At 47.6% G+C, this 14113-nt stretch carries 17 protein-coding genes; 11 read left to right on the forward strand and 6 right to left on the reverse strand.

The genetic code is table 11. The features are described from left to right. Positions 1-162: 162 nt before the first annotated feature. Positions 163-504: an iron-sulfur cluster insertion protein ErpA gene (erpA, locus tag KG631_RS14585; RefSeq protein WP_019675990.1), complete on the forward strand. Its 342-nt coding sequence runs from the start codon at positions 163-165 to the stop codon at positions 502-504. Positions 505-585: 81 nt separating this feature from the next. Here erpA and KG631_RS14590 read toward each other — a convergent pair whose 3' ends face one another. After that, positions 586-759, reverse strand: a complete 174-nt coding sequence (locus KG631_RS14590) for a hypothetical protein (protein WP_214000421.1) — start codon at positions 757-759, stop codon at positions 586-588. Between the two features lie 252 nt (positions 760-1011). Between KG631_RS14590 and KG631_RS14595 the strand changes: the two genes are divergently transcribed. Further along, positions 1012-1254, forward strand: a complete 243-nt coding sequence (locus KG631_RS14595) for a helix-turn-helix transcriptional regulator (RefSeq protein WP_019675992.1) — start codon at positions 1012-1014, stop codon at positions 1252-1254. 37 nt (positions 1255-1291) lie between these two features. On the opposite strand, the gene KG631_RS14600 is transcribed toward KG631_RS14595, so the two are convergent. From KG631_RS14600 to KG631_RS14620, 5 genes are all read right to left on the reverse strand, one after another. Then, complete coding sequence (locus KG631_RS14600; RefSeq protein WP_214000422.1) at positions 1292-2632, reverse strand: MFS transporter; 1341 nt, start codon at positions 2630-2632, stop codon at positions 1292-1294. A 130-nt stretch (positions 2633-2762) separates the two neighbouring features. Next, the gene (locus KG631_RS14605; RefSeq protein ID WP_214000423.1) at positions 2763-3083 is read right to left on the reverse strand and encodes a hypothetical protein; all 321 of its coding nucleotides are present in this window, start codon (positions 3081-3083) and stop codon (positions 2763-2765) included. A 55-nt stretch (positions 3084-3138) separates the two neighbouring features. Next, the gene (locus KG631_RS14610; protein WP_214000424.1) at positions 3139-3720 is read right to left on the reverse strand and encodes a peptidylprolyl isomerase; all 582 of its coding nucleotides are present in this window, start codon (positions 3718-3720) and stop codon (positions 3139-3141) included. A 4-nt stretch (positions 3721-3724) separates the two neighbouring features. Continuing rightward, the gene (locus KG631_RS14615; protein WP_214000425.1) at positions 3725-4276 is read right to left on the reverse strand and encodes a YajG family lipoprotein; all 552 of its coding nucleotides are present in this window, start codon (positions 4274-4276) and stop codon (positions 3725-3727) included. Between the two features lie 4 nt (positions 4277-4280). Next, a complete protein-coding gene (locus tag KG631_RS14620; protein WP_214000426.1) occupies positions 4281-5435 on the reverse strand; it encodes a methyltransferase in 1155 nt (384 codons plus the stop codon). 32 nt (positions 5436-5467) lie between these two features. Here KG631_RS14620 and KG631_RS14625 point away from each other — a divergent pair, with 32 nt between their 5' ends. The 9 genes from KG631_RS14625 to nqrF all read left to right on the forward strand — a co-directional run bounded on the left by KG631_RS14625 (position 5468) and on the right by nqrF (position 14034). After that, positions 5468-6091, forward strand: coding sequence for an alpha-ketoglutarate-dependent dioxygenase AlkB (locus tag KG631_RS14625; protein WP_214000427.1), 624 nt, complete (start codon positions 5468-5470; stop codon positions 6089-6091). A gap of 129 nt (positions 6092-6220) precedes the next feature. Next, positions 6221-6553 carry a BolA/IbaG family iron-sulfur metabolism protein gene (locus KG631_RS14630; protein WP_214000428.1) on the forward strand — a complete coding sequence of 111 codons (333 nt, stop codon included), beginning with the start codon at positions 6221-6223 and terminating at the stop codon, positions 6551-6553. Between the two features lie 125 nt (positions 6554-6678). Continuing rightward, complete coding sequence (gene fabV / locus KG631_RS14635; protein ID WP_214000429.1) at positions 6679-7872, forward strand: enoyl-ACP reductase FabV; 1194 nt, start codon at positions 6679-6681, stop codon at positions 7870-7872. A 332-nt stretch (positions 7873-8204) separates the two neighbouring features. Continuing rightward, entirely contained in the window at positions 8205-9542 is a 1338-nt protein-coding gene (locus tag KG631_RS14640; RefSeq protein ID WP_214000430.1) for a Na(+)-translocating NADH-quinone reductase subunit A, read from the forward strand. A 2-nt stretch (positions 9543-9544) separates the two neighbouring features. Next, positions 9545-10750: an NADH:ubiquinone reductase (Na(+)-transporting) subunit B gene (locus KG631_RS14645; protein WP_214000431.1), complete on the forward strand. Its 1206-nt coding sequence runs from the start codon at positions 9545-9547 to the stop codon at positions 10748-10750. Further along, positions 10743-11546 carry a Na(+)-translocating NADH-quinone reductase subunit C gene (locus KG631_RS14650; RefSeq protein WP_097111519.1) on the forward strand — a complete coding sequence of 268 codons (804 nt, stop codon included), beginning with the start codon at positions 10743-10745 and terminating at the stop codon, positions 11544-11546. The genes KG631_RS14645 and KG631_RS14650 overlap by 8 nt, the downstream gene beginning before the upstream one ends. Further along, positions 11539-12168, forward strand: coding sequence for an NADH:ubiquinone reductase (Na(+)-transporting) subunit D (locus tag KG631_RS14655; RefSeq protein WP_214000432.1), 630 nt, complete (start codon positions 11539-11541; stop codon positions 12166-12168). The genes KG631_RS14650 and KG631_RS14655 overlap by 8 nt, the downstream gene beginning before the upstream one ends. 10 nt (positions 12169-12178) lie before the next feature. Then, positions 12179-12787 carry an NADH:ubiquinone reductase (Na(+)-transporting) subunit E gene (nqrE, locus tag KG631_RS14660; protein WP_214000433.1) on the forward strand — a complete coding sequence of 203 codons (609 nt, stop codon included), beginning with the start codon at positions 12179-12181 and terminating at the stop codon, positions 12785-12787. Between the two features lie 20 nt (positions 12788-12807). Continuing rightward, the gene (gene nqrF, locus KG631_RS14665) at positions 12808-14034 is read left to right on the forward strand and encodes an NADH:ubiquinone reductase (Na(+)-transporting) subunit F (RefSeq protein WP_214000434.1); all 1227 of its coding nucleotides are present in this window, start codon (positions 12808-12810) and stop codon (positions 14032-14034) included. Positions 14035-14113: the final 79 nt, after the last annotated feature.

Raw genomic sequence — 14113 nt, forward strand, 5'->3', positions numbered from 1 at the left:
TAAACGATGGCTTAAGTCTAACATAAGCATATGAGAACGCAGATATTAATTGCTGGTAGCTTTGGAGAGTGAACTTAAGTTTGTTTGCGGCCGGGTTAATACTTGAATAAATTAGTCAGGTATTAGATAATCCGCGCTGTTGTAACCCCTGTTGGAGCACCCATGTCTGATATGCAAATACCACTGGAATTTACTGATGCAGCCGCTCGTAAGGTCGCGATGCTGGTAAGTGAAGAGGACAATCCTAACCTGAAATTGCGGGTTTATATAACTGGCGGCGGCTGTTCTGGTTTTCAGTATGGTTTTACTTTCGATGAAAAAGTAAACGATGGTGATTTAACCGTTGAAAAGCAAGGGGTCTCTATGGTTGTCGACCCGATGAGCCTGCAGTATCTGATGGGGGGGGTTGTTGATTATACCGAAGGTTTACAGGGCAGCCGCTTTATTGTCCAGAATCCCAATGCCACCACTACCTGCGGCTGTGGCTCATCATTTTCTGTTTAGTAAAAGTAGACATTTTGTAAATTTTTAAAGACAATTTTGCCGGGTTATCCGGCAAAGTCGCTTTAAAATCACAGTTTTACTCTATTGGCGGGTAGCAAACACCAAAATGGTCAGAACCAGCGCGATAACAAGGTTGAAGCTGATAATATATAAAAAACCTTTTTTACCCTGGGCCAGCGTCCAGTTATTCTGCCGTAGATAGAGATACCAGATAACACACATTAATAACGGTATTAGAAACAATAGTTTAACCATTTTTTATAACCTCAAAATTCCTGCAGTTACCGTCAAACCCTGACAGTTTAAGCCTTTATCTTCGCCGCTGATTTCTACCAATGTAAAGTTGTTGTACATTTTTTAACGCATGTAGCTATACGCTCGTCGCATCCTATGGTTTAATTAATTGCTTTAAATTGCTTATTGCACTGGCAATAGGGTTTGGATTTTATTTCGCAGGAAGGCTGGTTGATCATAATAAAAGCGTAACACGCTGGGAGAAGAAAAAATATGAAAGGTACTAAAAGTGTAATTTCAGACGAAAATAAGCGTCTTTGTGTCTGGCTGAAACGACAACGTCAGGACAAAGGTCATACGATGCGGAGTTTGTCTGAAATTTTAGGGACACCTCATTCATTTATCGGTAAGGTTGAGAATCAGGAGCGCCGGTTGGACGTTATAGAGTATGTCCGCTATTGTCAGGCGCTGGAGGTCGATCCAACTGAAGGGTTAAAACAGGTGCTGAGCGCCTGAGAGTAATACCCGAAAATTTAGATAATAAAGGAAGCCGCTACTCAGCGGCTTTTTTATCAGCACTAAGCTTGTTTGACCGCGCCAGCAAAATAATTAACAGCAATACCGGTAAGCCCATTGCGGCCGTCATTATAAAGAAATTGCTATAGCCGAACTGATCGACCCACGCCCCGGAAAACCCACCGGTAAATTTAGGTAATAACAGCATCAGTGAGCTGAACATCGCATACTGGGTAGCGGTAAAGGCTAAATTAACTAACGAGGATAAGTAAGCGATAAATGCACTGGTCGCTATGCCGGCACTTAAATTGTCAGCGGATATAACCAGCGTCAGCCACATCAGATCGTAACCAATCTGACTTAATGCGGAAAATAACAGGTTAGTAGCAGCGCTTAGAATTGCCCCGGCAAACAACACCTTCATAATGCCGAATTGATTAATTAACACTCCACCAAGTGCCGCACCAACCAATGTCATTATCACCCCGAATACTTTTGAGACACTGGCAACTTCTTCTTTGCTGTAGCCCATGTCGACATAAAAAGCATTTGCCATAACTCCCATTACCACGTCCGTCAGCCGGTAACAGGCAATTAAGGCAAGTATCAGCAGTGCATGCCATTTATAACGGGAGAAGAAGTCAGTAAAGGGGGCTACCACGGCTTGCTTTAGCCAGCTTATAAAGCGATGCGCCAGGGTACCGTCAGTATATTGCTGCTGTTTTAAGCCGCTTACCGGCTCGCTACTCAGCAAGGTGGTCAGGATGCCGGGCAACATGCAAAGTCCCATTACCAGATATGCTTGTTGCCAGCCGGATAAATCATAATCGTTGCCATCTGAAAACAAGGCTGCCAGCCACAAGGTACCCGCTGACGCCAGAATCATCGCCAGACGATAGCCGGTAAGATAGGCTGCCGCCAAAGCCGCCTGCATGTCAATTACCGCGCTTTCTATCCGAAAGGCATCGACATTTATATCCTGTGTCGCCGATGAAAAAGCCAATAGCACGGCAAAGGCCGCCATCAGGGCTAAATTTTGCTGTGGATCAGTCAATGCCATACTGCAAATAGCGCCTGCGACGAGTAACTGTGAGGTAAGTAACCAGCTACGGCGCCGCCCCAGCCAGTGGTGCAACAGCGGAATTTTCAGGTTGTCAGCCAACGGAGACCACAACCATTTGATGGCATAGGCCATTGCCACCCAGCTGAAATAGCCAATGTCAGCCCGGGACACGTTGGCTTCCCGTAACCAGAATGACAGGACACCAAATACCAGCATTAAAGGTAAGCCGCTGGAAAATCCCAGCACAAAAATAACTAATACCTGACGTTGGAAATAAATACGAAGACCTGAGAGCCAGGCAAAATAAGAGGTCAAGGTGAGCTTCCGTACAACAAACCGTGTAATTAGCTTACTCTGCTGACAATTCTGGTCAAGTAATTAGGGCGTGTTGCATGCTAAACGCCGCCAGTGCGAACAAAATCTAACCATCAAACGTCAACATGCCCTAAGGCCTGACACCAATACAATTTAACGGGCAGTGGCCTTTGCCGCGCAAAAAACTCAGGCAATCCTGAATACTTCTGCGCAGCTGGCGATTATGTTGCAGGCTATCAGCGGGCCAGTATTCTAACTGGTGCATCAGGTGCCAGAATACCCGTTCCCGCAGGCTGTCGGGTGCACCGGCCAGCAACTGAAATTGCGACCATTCTTCCAGGGTATCCCAGATAAACAGATGCAATTCCTGATGGGCCAGCCGACCACGCAAAAAGCCGGATACATAGTACACCAGCTGCTGAGATTTTAGTTCAATAAACCGCTCTGACATTGCCTGCCTCAACTGTTGCAAAACAGTACAACAATTAAGGCAAGTATAGCCGGTTTTATTCGGTTGGCAGTAAGCGTACCGTTTTTAACAGCAAGGGTTCACGCGGAACATCAGGCCAGCCGAGCTTTTCGCTGGTTTCAGTTTCCAGGGCATTAATTTTGTCCAGCACGTCAAAGCCGCTGACTACCCGGCCAAATACGGCATACCCCCAACGGGAGCCGGGGTCGAGGCTGTCATTATCGGCAAGATTGAGATAAAACTGACTGCTGGCACTGTGCGGGTCAGACAACCGTGCCATGGCAATGCTGCCGTACTGGTTTTTTAAACCATTACCAGATTCATTGAAAATGGTTTTGCCCTGTTCAATTTCAGTAAACTGCATATTATAGCCGCCGCCCTGCACCACAAAATCGGCAATCAGCCGATGAAAAACCGTGTTGTTATAGGCATTGGTTTTGACATAACTTAAGAAATTATTAACGGTGAGAGGGGCCCGGCTGCGGTCAAGTTCCACCACTATGTTGCCTTGCGATGTTTCCAGTTGCACCCTGGGATACAGGTTATCTGGTTGCATAAATTTACCAGCCTGTAATGGCATGGCCCAAAGTAAGATAATTGCAAATAACCACAATCGCATCATTTTATCCTCTGATCTGATTTTGCCAGCTTTCATCGCGCAGTAAATCGGTAAGTACCTGTTCGGTTAGCACCCTGAGCTCGCGTTCAATTACCGCAATATCAGCCCGAAACGGTGCTATTTGACGGCTGTCACCGCTATACGCTTTTGAAAAACTATTGCCATTATGCTGCACCAGCACCGTCATTGTTACCCGGTTTACTACTTCATGATCAAGAGGTCGCTGGTTTACTCTGGCCTGTAGCTGATTAATCTGAATAGTAAGCGAGCGCTCACTCTGATTCGTTAAGCTGGCACCCCGTGCGGTTAATGCATCGGCGACAGTTTGCTCCAGCTCGGCTCTCAGATCATTGGCTGTTGCATAGCCCTGACTGGTATCACCGCGCTGAATTACCAAAGTATTCATGCTGGAGCGCTGGTCCAGTAAATAAAAGCTGAAGGTGCTTTGCGTCAGCGAGGGCGCTTGTGGCCAGAACACCTGAGGGCTGACAATTAACTGCGGTGGTTTGCTGGCACAGCCAGCGAGCAACAATAAACACAGCAACAGGTTACGCATCTGGTTAGCTCCTTTTAATCGCTTCTAGTATCACAAATTTTGGATTTGCAGCTAACTGCTGACAATGGCCAAACAGCCGCTGCAATTGCTGCTGATAATTGAGATGACGATTAGCCACAATACGCAACCGGCCGCCCTGTTTCAATACCCGCTTAGCCTGGGTAAACATTTGAGTTGCGATATGCGTGGTAACAGTATGTTGCTGATGAAAAGGCGGGTTACAGATGATCTGATCTATGCTTTGTTCCTGCTGACCGGCCAGACAATCATCAACCATAAACTCGCTATTACCCAGGCAGTGTGGCAGGTTTAGCTCAATATTGGCTTTGGCAGACGCAACGGCCATATAAGACTCATCAGTAAATACCACGTTACTGTCGGGTTGTTTCGCAAGCAGCATCAGGCCGAGCACACCATTACCACAGCCTAAATCAATAATCCGCTGCCCTGCAGTATCTTGTGGTAAGTGTTGCAGGAAAAACCGGGCGCCTAAATCAAGTTTTTCCCGGGCGAAGACATTGGCGTGGTTTATCAAAGTAAAGTCAGTATCTTCCAGTGGCCACTGCAGCGGAAAATTTGGTTGGGGCTTGCCGGGCTCGGGCTGACAGCGAATTAGCCGGCATTTTTTGACGGTCAGTGATGCCTCGGCCGGACCCAGTTGTCGGTTAAAGATGTCCAGCACATTGCGATTGATCTCTTTGGCCTTCGCGGCTGCCAGAATAATCGTTTCAGGGCGAACCACAGCGGCCAGCTGACGTAGCATAAAACGTAAATAGCTATGATTGTTTGGCAGCTTCAATAACACGATGTCAGCATTTCCAGGCAGCGGCTCCAGGCTGTTGATCATGCTAAACTGGGCGTGCTCAATATTATTTGCTGTCCGGTTATAATGTACCGCTTGCTGTGCCAGAAAAGAGTCGCTGCTGCTGGTTTGCTGGCAGGTAGCCAACGCGCATGACAGAGCGCCAAAACTATCGTTAAGCAATAATATATGAGGGGATGCCATATGGGTTGCAGTATAGTCGACTATAGCTGCATGAGCCGCTTCTATCAGTAGTTCGTCAGCCGCATCCCAGGCTTGTAAACTGTGATTAGGCTGATCTAGTGGCCAGCGGTGGAGAGTCAGGCTGATCTGACCAAACTGAAATTGGGTATTCATATTGCCAACGTTTTAGCAGAGAGAACCGCATTTTGACACGCAAGGCGCAGAGCGACAACCGCAAAGCTGAAGCACAACAGTTTTTATTACCTGACGCTGCCATTACGCTTTGGCCGGCCTGGTTATCCGCTGGTAGAGCGGCCATTATACAGGCTCAGTTAACCACTGAATTGTCCTGGCGTCAGGAACAAATCCGGATCTATGGTAAAACGGTCAGCATACCACGGCGCCAGGTATGGATGGGTGATCCGCATTGCAGCTATAAGTATTCCGGAGTGCGCTTTATCCCTGCGTCATGGCATCCTGAGGTCCGGCATTTGGCGACAGAGCTTAGTGATGTTGTTGGCCGGCCGTTTAATTGTGTACTGCTTAATCTGTATGCCAATGGCCAGGATCACATGGGCTGGCATGCAGATAATGAGCCTGAGTTAGGCCGGGCTCCGGTTATTGCCTCGCTCAGTTTAGGTGCAGCCCGTCGCTTTGATTTACAGCACCGGCAGCGAGGGCACCAACTGCAACTGCAGCTGGACCATGGCAGTTTGCTGCTGATGGCCGGAGATTGTCAGCAGTATTGGCAGCATCGCCTGCCAAAGCAAAGCCGGGTGGCAACCCCAAGGCTAAACCTTACTTTTCGGTATATTACGCCACCGGGTTAGATAAAATTATTTTTAGTAGGCTGGCCAGTTCGTTAGCCTGATATGTGTGATGTAAATAGAAATAGCGCGCGACAATCGCTGGCTGCTTTACTAAGATCAATTTAACGTCCAGTTCAGGGAATGAGAAAAATGCTGATTCACACTGCAATAGAACAAAAACTGCTTAGTGCCTTTGAGCCGGTGCACCTTGAGGTCATTAACGAAAGTAGTAACCATAATGTGCCTGCTGGTTCTGAATCACACTTTAAAGTGGTAATAGTCACACCGGCATTCGATGGTATGCGTTTACTGGCACGCCACCGGGCTGTTAATGCCATAGTTGCTGAAGAGCTGGCAGAGAAAATTCATGCGCTGGCACTGCACACTTATACGCCATCTGAGTGGTACGAGTATTACGCCGAAAAGCCGCCAGTCTCGCCCAAATGCTTCGGCGGCAGTAAAGCCGACAAAGCAATTATTTAACGTAAACCACGAATTTATTAGCTGAATTTAGCCTAAAATAAAATAAACAGGCTGATCAGACCTGTTTTCTGCGTTAAAGTTTTACACTAGCGTAATTTTTTAGCGAGCTAACAGCAGGACTTCTTATGGTTATTCAACCGAAAATTCGTGGTTTTATTTGTACTAACGCTCATCCGGTGGGCTGTGCTGAGAATGTAAGGCAACAGATTAGCTATGTAAAACAGCAGGGACCTGTAGCTAATGGCCCGAAAAATGTATTGGTTATAGGTGCATCAACCGGTTATGGTCTGGCATCAAGAATTACCGCTGCATTTGGTTCCGGCGCAAACACCCTGGGTATCTTTTTTGAAAAAGCCCCTACCGAAAACAAAACCGGTTCCGCCGGCTGGTACAACACTGCTGCCTTTGAACAGGCAGCCGGAGCAGAAGGCTTATGGAACAAACATCTCAATGGTGATGCCTTTACCGACGAGTTAAAAGCCGAAGCCATTAATCTTATCCGCAGTGAAATGGGTAAAATCGATTTAGTGGTGTATAGCCTTGCCGCCCCACGGCGCAAAGACCCGGTAACTGGTGAAGTTTACAGCTCGGTACTAAAACCTATTGGCCAGGCGTACACCGCCAAAAACCTGAATACGACCAAGCGGGAAATTGAAGAAGTCTCGGTTGAACCCGCTAACGATGATGAGATTTTCAACACCGTTAAAGTCATGGGCGGTGAAGACTGGGAGCGCTGGTTAGATCAGCTTCACGCGGCCGGCGTATTGGCCGACAACTGTCAGACTGTGGCATACACTTACATTGGTAAAAAACTGACCTGGCCAATTTATGGTAAAGCCACCATTGGTCGGGCTAAAGAAGATTTAGATCGGGCAGCGGGGGCAATTCGCAACAAGCTTAGCGATGTTAAAGCCAAAGCCTATGTCGCTTCATTAAAAGCGCTGGTTACTCAGGCCAGTTCAGCCATTCCAATTATGCCGTTGTATATTTCCCTGTTATATCGGGTAATGAAACAGCAGGGTAGTCATGAAGGCTGTATTGAACAGATTAATGGTTTATTTCGCCAGGGATTATATAGCGACACACCAACGCTGGATGACGCCGGCAGGTTGCGGATGGATGGTAAGGAGCTGGCTGACGAGGTGCAGGATAAAGTTGCCGCACTGTGGCAACAGGTAAGCACTGATACCATTGACAGCCTGACTGATTATCATGGCTACCATACTGAATTTTTACATTTATTCGGCTTTGGCTTTGCTGGTGTTGATTACGATGCCGATGTTACGCCTGCCGTGCCATTGGCCAATCTGGCTAATTAGTCGTATTGACAAGCCGCCTTTGGGCGGCTTTATTTTGCAACTAAGTAAGCGACGCTAACTGGCAAACCCAGCATCGGAGCGCTTTCAGCGGAGATTAGTACTGGCCGTAGTCAGCATTTTCAGCAGAGCCAGGCAGTAATCATTTTGCTGATAATTTTACGCTGTACCATGGATAGCCGCTGGCTTTAATGTTAGAATTCGCGACTTTAATACGTGTATCTGGTTAAAAATTAATCGCCTTGTTGGCTGGATTAGCAAAATCAGGTGCGCTGCGTTCGCTGCAGCTGAAAAACTAGACCCGGTTTCTTCCCAAAATAGTAGTGCAAGTACGTATGATAAAACTCAAAAAAGGCTTGGACATTCCCCTTGCAGGCAGTCCTAAACAAGAGATAAGTACGGGTAACGCCATTACTACCGTCGCCGTTTTGGGCGAAGAGTATGTGGGCATGCGTCCGACAATGGCGGTCGAAGTAGGTGATGCCGTAAAAAAAGGCCAGGTGCTTTTCGAAGACAAGAAAAACCCTGGTGTTAAATTTACTGCGCCACTTGCCGGTACCGTCAAAGAAATTAACCGCGGTGCCAAGCGGGTATTGCAATCAGTGGTTATTGCGGTTAGTGGCGATGACGCAGAGCAATTCAAGCGCTACAGCAGTGACCAGCTTGCCGGTTTAAGCCGTGAGCAAGTCACTGAAAATCTGGTTGAATCAGGCCTGTGGGCGGCATTGCGCACCCGGCCATTCAGTCAGATCCCGGCGATTGACAGCACGCCTCGTGCTATTTTTGTCAATGCCATGGATACCAATCCATTGGCGGCCGATCCTACTGTTATTATTAATGCAGAAGCAGAGGCCTTTACTCAGGGGCTGACGCTGCTGAGCAAGCTGACCGATGGTAAAGTTTACCTGACCAAAAAAGCCGGCAGCGCAGTGCCAACCAGTTCTGTAGTTGAAGTGGCAGAATTTGACGGCCCGCATCCTGCCGGCTTAGTCGGAACCCATATTCACTTTTTAGAGCCGGTGAGCATGAAAAAAGTGGTATGGCATATCGGTTATCAAGACGTCATTGCCATGGCAAAGTTGTTTTTAAGCGGTGAGCTGGATGCTAACCGGGTGGTGGCATTGTGCGGTCCTGTAGTGAAATCACCACGTTTAGTAAAAACGGTACTCGGGGCATCCTTAGCAGAACTGACTGCCGATGAACTTAATGACGGTAAAAACCGTATTATTTCAGGTTCAGTGCTGGCAGGAAGCAGTGCGCACGGTGTGCATGGCTACTTAGGTCGCTATCACAATCAGGTATCAGTACTGGCCGAAGGGTATGAAAAAGAATTCCTTGGCTGGATTGCCCCTGGCGCCACGAAGTTCTCGGTAACGCGTGCTTATCTGTCGCATTTGAGCCCCAAACGCCTGTTCAATATGACAACGACCACTAATGGCTCATCGCGGGCTATGGTGCCAATTGGTAATTATGAGCGGGTAATGCCGCTGGATGTATTACCAACCTTGTTGTTACGGGACCTGGTGTCCGGTGATACCGACAGCGCCCAAACCCTGGGTTGCCTGGAGTTAGACGAAGAAGATTTGTCGCTGTGTACTTTTGTATGCCCTGGCAAATACGACTACGGCACAATTCTGCGCAGCTGCTTGACGACCATCCAGAAGGAAGGCTAACCATGAGTTTAAAGCATTTTTTAGAGCGCATTGAACCGCAATTTGAGAAAGGCGGTAAGTATGAGAAGTGGTACGCGCTGTATGAAGCTGCCGCGACTATCTTCTATACCCCTGGTTTAGTTACCAAAAATGGCACTCATGTTCGCGACAGTATTGATTTGAAGCGAATCATGATTTTTGTCTGGCTGGCACTGTTTCCGGCATTATTTTTCGGTATGTACAATATTGGCCATCAGGCGGTAGAAGCGCTGGTAGCCGGTTATGGCACACCTGATACCTGGCAGGTTGCGATATTCCAGATGCTGGGCGGTAATTTGACTGAAGCGTCAGGCTGGGCCGGCAAGATGTTTTATGGTGCCGTCTGGTTTTTGCCAATATACGCCGTAACCTTCATCGTTGGTGGTTTCTGGGAGGTCTTGTTTGCTTCGGTGCGTAAGCATGAAATCAACGAAGGCTTTTTTGTCAGTTCAATTCTTTTTGCACTGATCCTGCCGGCAACCATTCCGTTATGGCAGGTTGCGCTGGGTATTACCTTCGGTGTCGTTGTGGCCAAAGAAGTATTTGGTGGTACGGGCCGTAACTTCCTGAATCCGGCGCTTGCTGGCCGTGCTTTCCTGTTTTTTGCTTATCCGGCACAAATATCCGGTGACGCCGTATGGACTGTAGCCGATGGTTACTCAGGTGCTACCTGGTTAAGTAAAGCACAAATGGGCGAACTGGATTATGGTGCCAATACCGAATTGTGGTGGGATGCCTTCTTAGGTTTTATTCCTGGCTCAGTCGGTGAAACCTCAGTACTGGCCTTGTTAGTGGGTGGTTTAGCATTAATTTACTTCCGTATTGCTTCCTGGCGTATCGTGCTGGGTGTGATGATCGGGATGATCTTAACCAGCTACCTGTTTAACGCTATCGGTTCAAACACCAACCCGCTGTTTGCTATGCCCTGGCATTGGCATCTGGTATTGGGTGGGTTTGCTATCGGGATGTTCTTTATGGCAACCGATCCGGTTTCAGCATCCTTTACCAATCAGGGCAAATGGGCCTACGGCATTTTAATCGGCTTTATGGTGATTATGATCCGCGTTGCTAACCCGGCCTACCCGGAAGGCATGATGCTGGCCATCCTGTTTGCTAACCTGTTTGCACCTTTATTCGATTTCTTCGTGGCTCAGGCCAATATTAAGCGGAGGCTGGCACGCAATGTCTAGTAATAATGACACCATCAGCAAAACGCTGATTGTAGTAGTTTCCTTGTGTTTAGTTTGCGCTATCGTGGTGTCTACCGCTGCAGTGCAACTGCGACCGAAGCAGAACCAGAATAAACTACTGGATTCTCAGGTAAACATTTTGCGCAGCGTCGGCCTGATTGAAGGCAAAGCTTCGCCACAGGAAATTGCTGAAAAGTTTGAAAAACATGTTGAATCGCGGCTGGTTAATCTGGAAACAGGTGAAATCGTGGCCGACTGCGATAAAGCCTGTGCCAAAGCCTATGATTACCGCCGGGCAATGAAAGACCCTGAGCAAAGCACTGCATTGGATGGCGCAACGGATGTGGCGTCAATTCGCCGGATTGCTGAGCTTGCTCCGGTTTACCTTACATATGATGAAGACCGTAATCTGCAATCGGTAGTACTGCCGGTTCATGGCTATGGTTTATGGTCAACGATGCATGCTTTTCTGGCATTACAGCCAGATGGCAATACCATCATTGGCCTCAACTATTATGAGCAAGGTGAAACGCCGGGTTTAGGTGCGGAAATTGAGAATGAGCGCTGGAAGGCGCAATTTAAAGGTAAAAAGCTGACGAAAGACGGTGGTGTGGTTGGCCTGGAAGTGAAAAAACCAGGTAACGCGAACCCAGACTCCGACTACGAGGTTGACGGTTTGTCGGGCGCAACTCTAACCGCAAATGGGGTGCAAAATACCTTTACTTTTTGGATTGGCGAGAACGGTTTCGGACCTTTCTTAGCCAAAGTGCGTCAAGGAGCCTTAAACAATGGCTAATGCAAAAGAGATTAAAACGGTCCTGTTTGGGCCCGTTTTCGCCAACAACCCGATAGCATTACAGGTATTGGGTATTTGTTCAGCGCTGGCAGTTACCACTAAGATGGATACTGCATTGGTAATGTGCTTTGCACTGACTTTCGTAGTTGCATTTTCAAACCTTTTTATCTCTATGATACGCAATCACATTCCATCAAGCGTGCGGATCATTGTGCAAATGACCATTATTGCCTCGCTGGTAATCGTGGTGGATCAGTTCCTGAAGGCCTTTGCTTACGATCTGGCTAAGCAGCTATCAGTATTCGTTGGCCTGATAATTACCAACTGTATCGTAATGGGCCGGGCTGAAGCCTACGCTATGAAAAGTTCACCTGGCATGAGCTTTTTAGATGGTATTGGTAATGGTTTGGGCTACAGCGTGGTGCTGCTGGTCGTCGCTTTTATCCGCGAGTTAGGTGGTTCAGGTTCACTGTTCGGCGTGCAAATTATGCCATTGCTGAGCGAAGGCGGCTGGTACCAGCCAATGGGTTTCCTGCTGATTGCACCCAGTGCTTTTATTATTATCGGACTATTTATCTGGGTGTTGCGGACATATCGTCCGGAACAAGTAGAGAAGGCATAAGGAGCAGCAAATGGAACATTACTTAAGCTTATTTGTGCGTGCCGTCTTTATTGAGAACCTGGCGCTATCGTTCTTTCTGGGGATGTGTACCTTTATAGCGGTATCACAGAAAATTAAAACCGCTTTCGGTCTAGGGGTTGCGGTAATTGTGGTACTGGGAATTTCGGTACCGGTTAACAATCTGGTGTTTAACCTGTTACTGGCACCAGGCGCGTTATCCTGGGCAGGCTTTCCTGAAGCAGACTTAAGCTTTCTCGGCTTCTTAACCTATATCGGGGTTATTGCCGCGCTGGTGCAAATTCTGGAAATGACTTTAGATAAGTTCTTCCCGGCACTGTACAACGCCCTGGGTATCTTCCTGCCTTTGATTACCGTTAACTGCGCTATTTTTGGTGCGGTAGCCTTTATGGTTGAGCGTGACTATAACTTCGGTGAGAGTGTAGTATTCGGTCTGGGTAGCGGTGTTGGCTGGGCGTTGGCGATTACCTTGCTGGCAGGCATCCGTGAGAAGTTAAAGTATGCTGATATACCCGCTGGTTTACGCGGCTTAGGGTCTACCTTTCTGGTAGTGGGTTTAATGGGGCTAGGCTTTATGTCTTTCTCTGGCGTTTCACTGTAAAGCAGTAGAGGGAATATATAATGCAAGAGATATATCTTGGCGTTGGCATGTTCACCATAGTGGTTTTAATGCTGGTGTTTATTATCCTGGCAGCAAAATCCAAGTTGGTGGAAAGCGGCGACATTACGATTAGTATTAATCACGACCCGGACAAAGCCATCAAAACCAAAGCGGGTGGTAAATTGCTGGGTGCATTAGCAGACAATGGTATTTTCCTGTCTTCTGCCTGCGGTGGCGGTGGCTCTTGTGGTCAGTGCCGGGTCCATGTTAAATCAGGTGGGGGCGAAATACTGCCAACTGAGATGGGCCATATCACTAAAGGTGAAGCGCGCGAAGGTTGCCGGTTATCCTGTCAGGTTGCGGTTAAATCTGATATGGAAATTGAAGTTGAAGAAGAAATCTTTGGTATCAAAAAATGGGATTGCGAAGTTATCTCTAATGATAGCAAGGCAACCTTTATTAAAGAGCTGAAAATGGCGATTCCGGATGGTGAGTCAGTACCATTCCGCGCCGGTGGTTATATCCAGATTGAAGCGCCGCCGCACCATGTTAAGTACAAAGACTTTGATATTCCGGAAAAATTCCGTGGTGACTGGGAACGCTTCAATTTCTTCAGCTTAGAGTCGAAAGTTGATGAGGAAACCATCCGTGCTTACTCGATGGCCAACTATCCGGACGAGGAAGGCATTATTATGCTGAACGTGCGGATTGCGACGCCACCGCCGAATAATCTGAGCCTGCCTTGCGGTAAGATGTCGTCTTACATCTGGAGCCTGAAAGAAGGTGACAAAGTGACGATTTCAGGGCCATTTGGTGAGTTCTTTGCCAAAGACACTGATGCTGAAATGGTATTTATCGGTGGTGGTGCGGGTATGGCGCCGATGCGTTCACACCTTTTCGATCAGTTACGTCGCTTAAAATCGAAGCGTAAAATCAGCTTCTGGTATGGCGCACGTTCTAAGCGTGAAATGTTCTACGTGGAAGATTTCGATATGCTGGCGGCTGAGAACGACAACTTCGAGTGGCATGTTGCCTTGTCAGACCCGCAGCCGGAAGATAACTGGGATGGTTATACCGGGTTTATTCATAACGTCATTTATGAAAACTACCTGAAAAACCACAAAGCGCCGGAAGATTGTGAATTTTACATGTGCGGACCGCCAATGATGAACAAAGCGGTTATCAACATGCTGAAAGACTTAGGGGTTGAAGACGACAATATACTGCTTGATGATTTCGGCGGTTAACTCAGTACAACCTTAGATATATTAAAAGGGGGTAACGTTCTGCGTTGCCCCTTTTATGTTATTAGCCGTGTTGGTCGCT

The organism is Arsukibacterium sp. (genome assembly GCF_018402695.1).
In the GTDB taxonomy this organism is placed as follows: Bacteria; Pseudomonadota; Gammaproteobacteria; order Enterobacterales; family Alteromonadaceae; genus Alishewanella.

What these genes read in the sequence shown, in the direction of transcription:
- KG631_RS14620 (WP_214000426.1), bottom strand. Translation starts at nt 5,435, where the DNA reads ATGAATACCCAATTTCAGTTTGGTCAGATCAGCCTGACTCTCCACCGC.
- fabV (WP_214000429.1), top strand. Translation starts at nt 6,679, where the DNA reads ATGGTTATTCAACCGAAAATTCGTGGTTTTATTTGTACTAACGCTCAT.
- KG631_RS14630 (WP_214000428.1), top strand. Translation starts at nt 6,221, where the DNA reads ATGCTGATTCACACTGCAATAGAACAAAAACTGCTTAGTGCCTTTGAG.
- nqrE (WP_214000433.1), top strand. Translation starts at nt 12,179, where the DNA reads ATGGAACATTACTTAAGCTTATTTGTGCGTGCCGTCTTTATTGAGAAC.
- KG631_RS14610 (WP_214000424.1), bottom strand. Translation starts at nt 3,720, where the DNA reads ATGCGATTGTGGTTATTTGCAATTATCTTACTTTGGGCCATGCCATTA.
- KG631_RS14590 (WP_214000421.1), bottom strand. Translation starts at nt 759, where the DNA reads ATGGTTAAACTATTGTTTCTAATACCGTTATTAATGTGTGTTATCTGG.
- KG631_RS14640 (WP_214000430.1), top strand. Translation starts at nt 8,205, where the DNA reads ATGATAAAACTCAAAAAAGGCTTGGACATTCCCCTTGCAGGCAGTCCT.
- erpA (WP_019675990.1), top strand. Translation starts at nt 163, where the DNA reads ATGTCTGATATGCAAATACCACTGGAATTTACTGATGCAGCCGCTCGT.
- KG631_RS14650 (WP_097111519.1), top strand. Translation starts at nt 10,743, where the DNA reads ATGTCTAGTAATAATGACACCATCAGCAAAACGCTGATTGTAGTAGTT.
- KG631_RS14645 (WP_214000431.1), top strand. Translation starts at nt 9,545, where the DNA reads ATGAGTTTAAAGCATTTTTTAGAGCGCATTGAACCGCAATTTGAGAAA.
- KG631_RS14595 (WP_019675992.1), top strand. Translation starts at nt 1,012, where the DNA reads ATGAAAGGTACTAAAAGTGTAATTTCAGACGAAAATAAGCGTCTTTGT.
- KG631_RS14655 (WP_214000432.1), top strand. Translation starts at nt 11,539, where the DNA reads ATGGCTAATGCAAAAGAGATTAAAACGGTCCTGTTTGGGCCCGTTTTC.
- KG631_RS14615 (WP_214000425.1), bottom strand. Translation starts at nt 4,276, where the DNA reads ATGCGTAACCTGTTGCTGTGTTTATTGTTGCTCGCTGGCTGTGCCAGC.
- KG631_RS14605 (WP_214000423.1), bottom strand. Translation starts at nt 3,083, where the DNA reads ATGTCAGAGCGGTTTATTGAACTAAAATCTCAGCAGCTGGTGTACTAT.
- nqrF (WP_214000434.1), top strand. Translation starts at nt 12,808, where the DNA reads ATGCAAGAGATATATCTTGGCGTTGGCATGTTCACCATAGTGGTTTTA.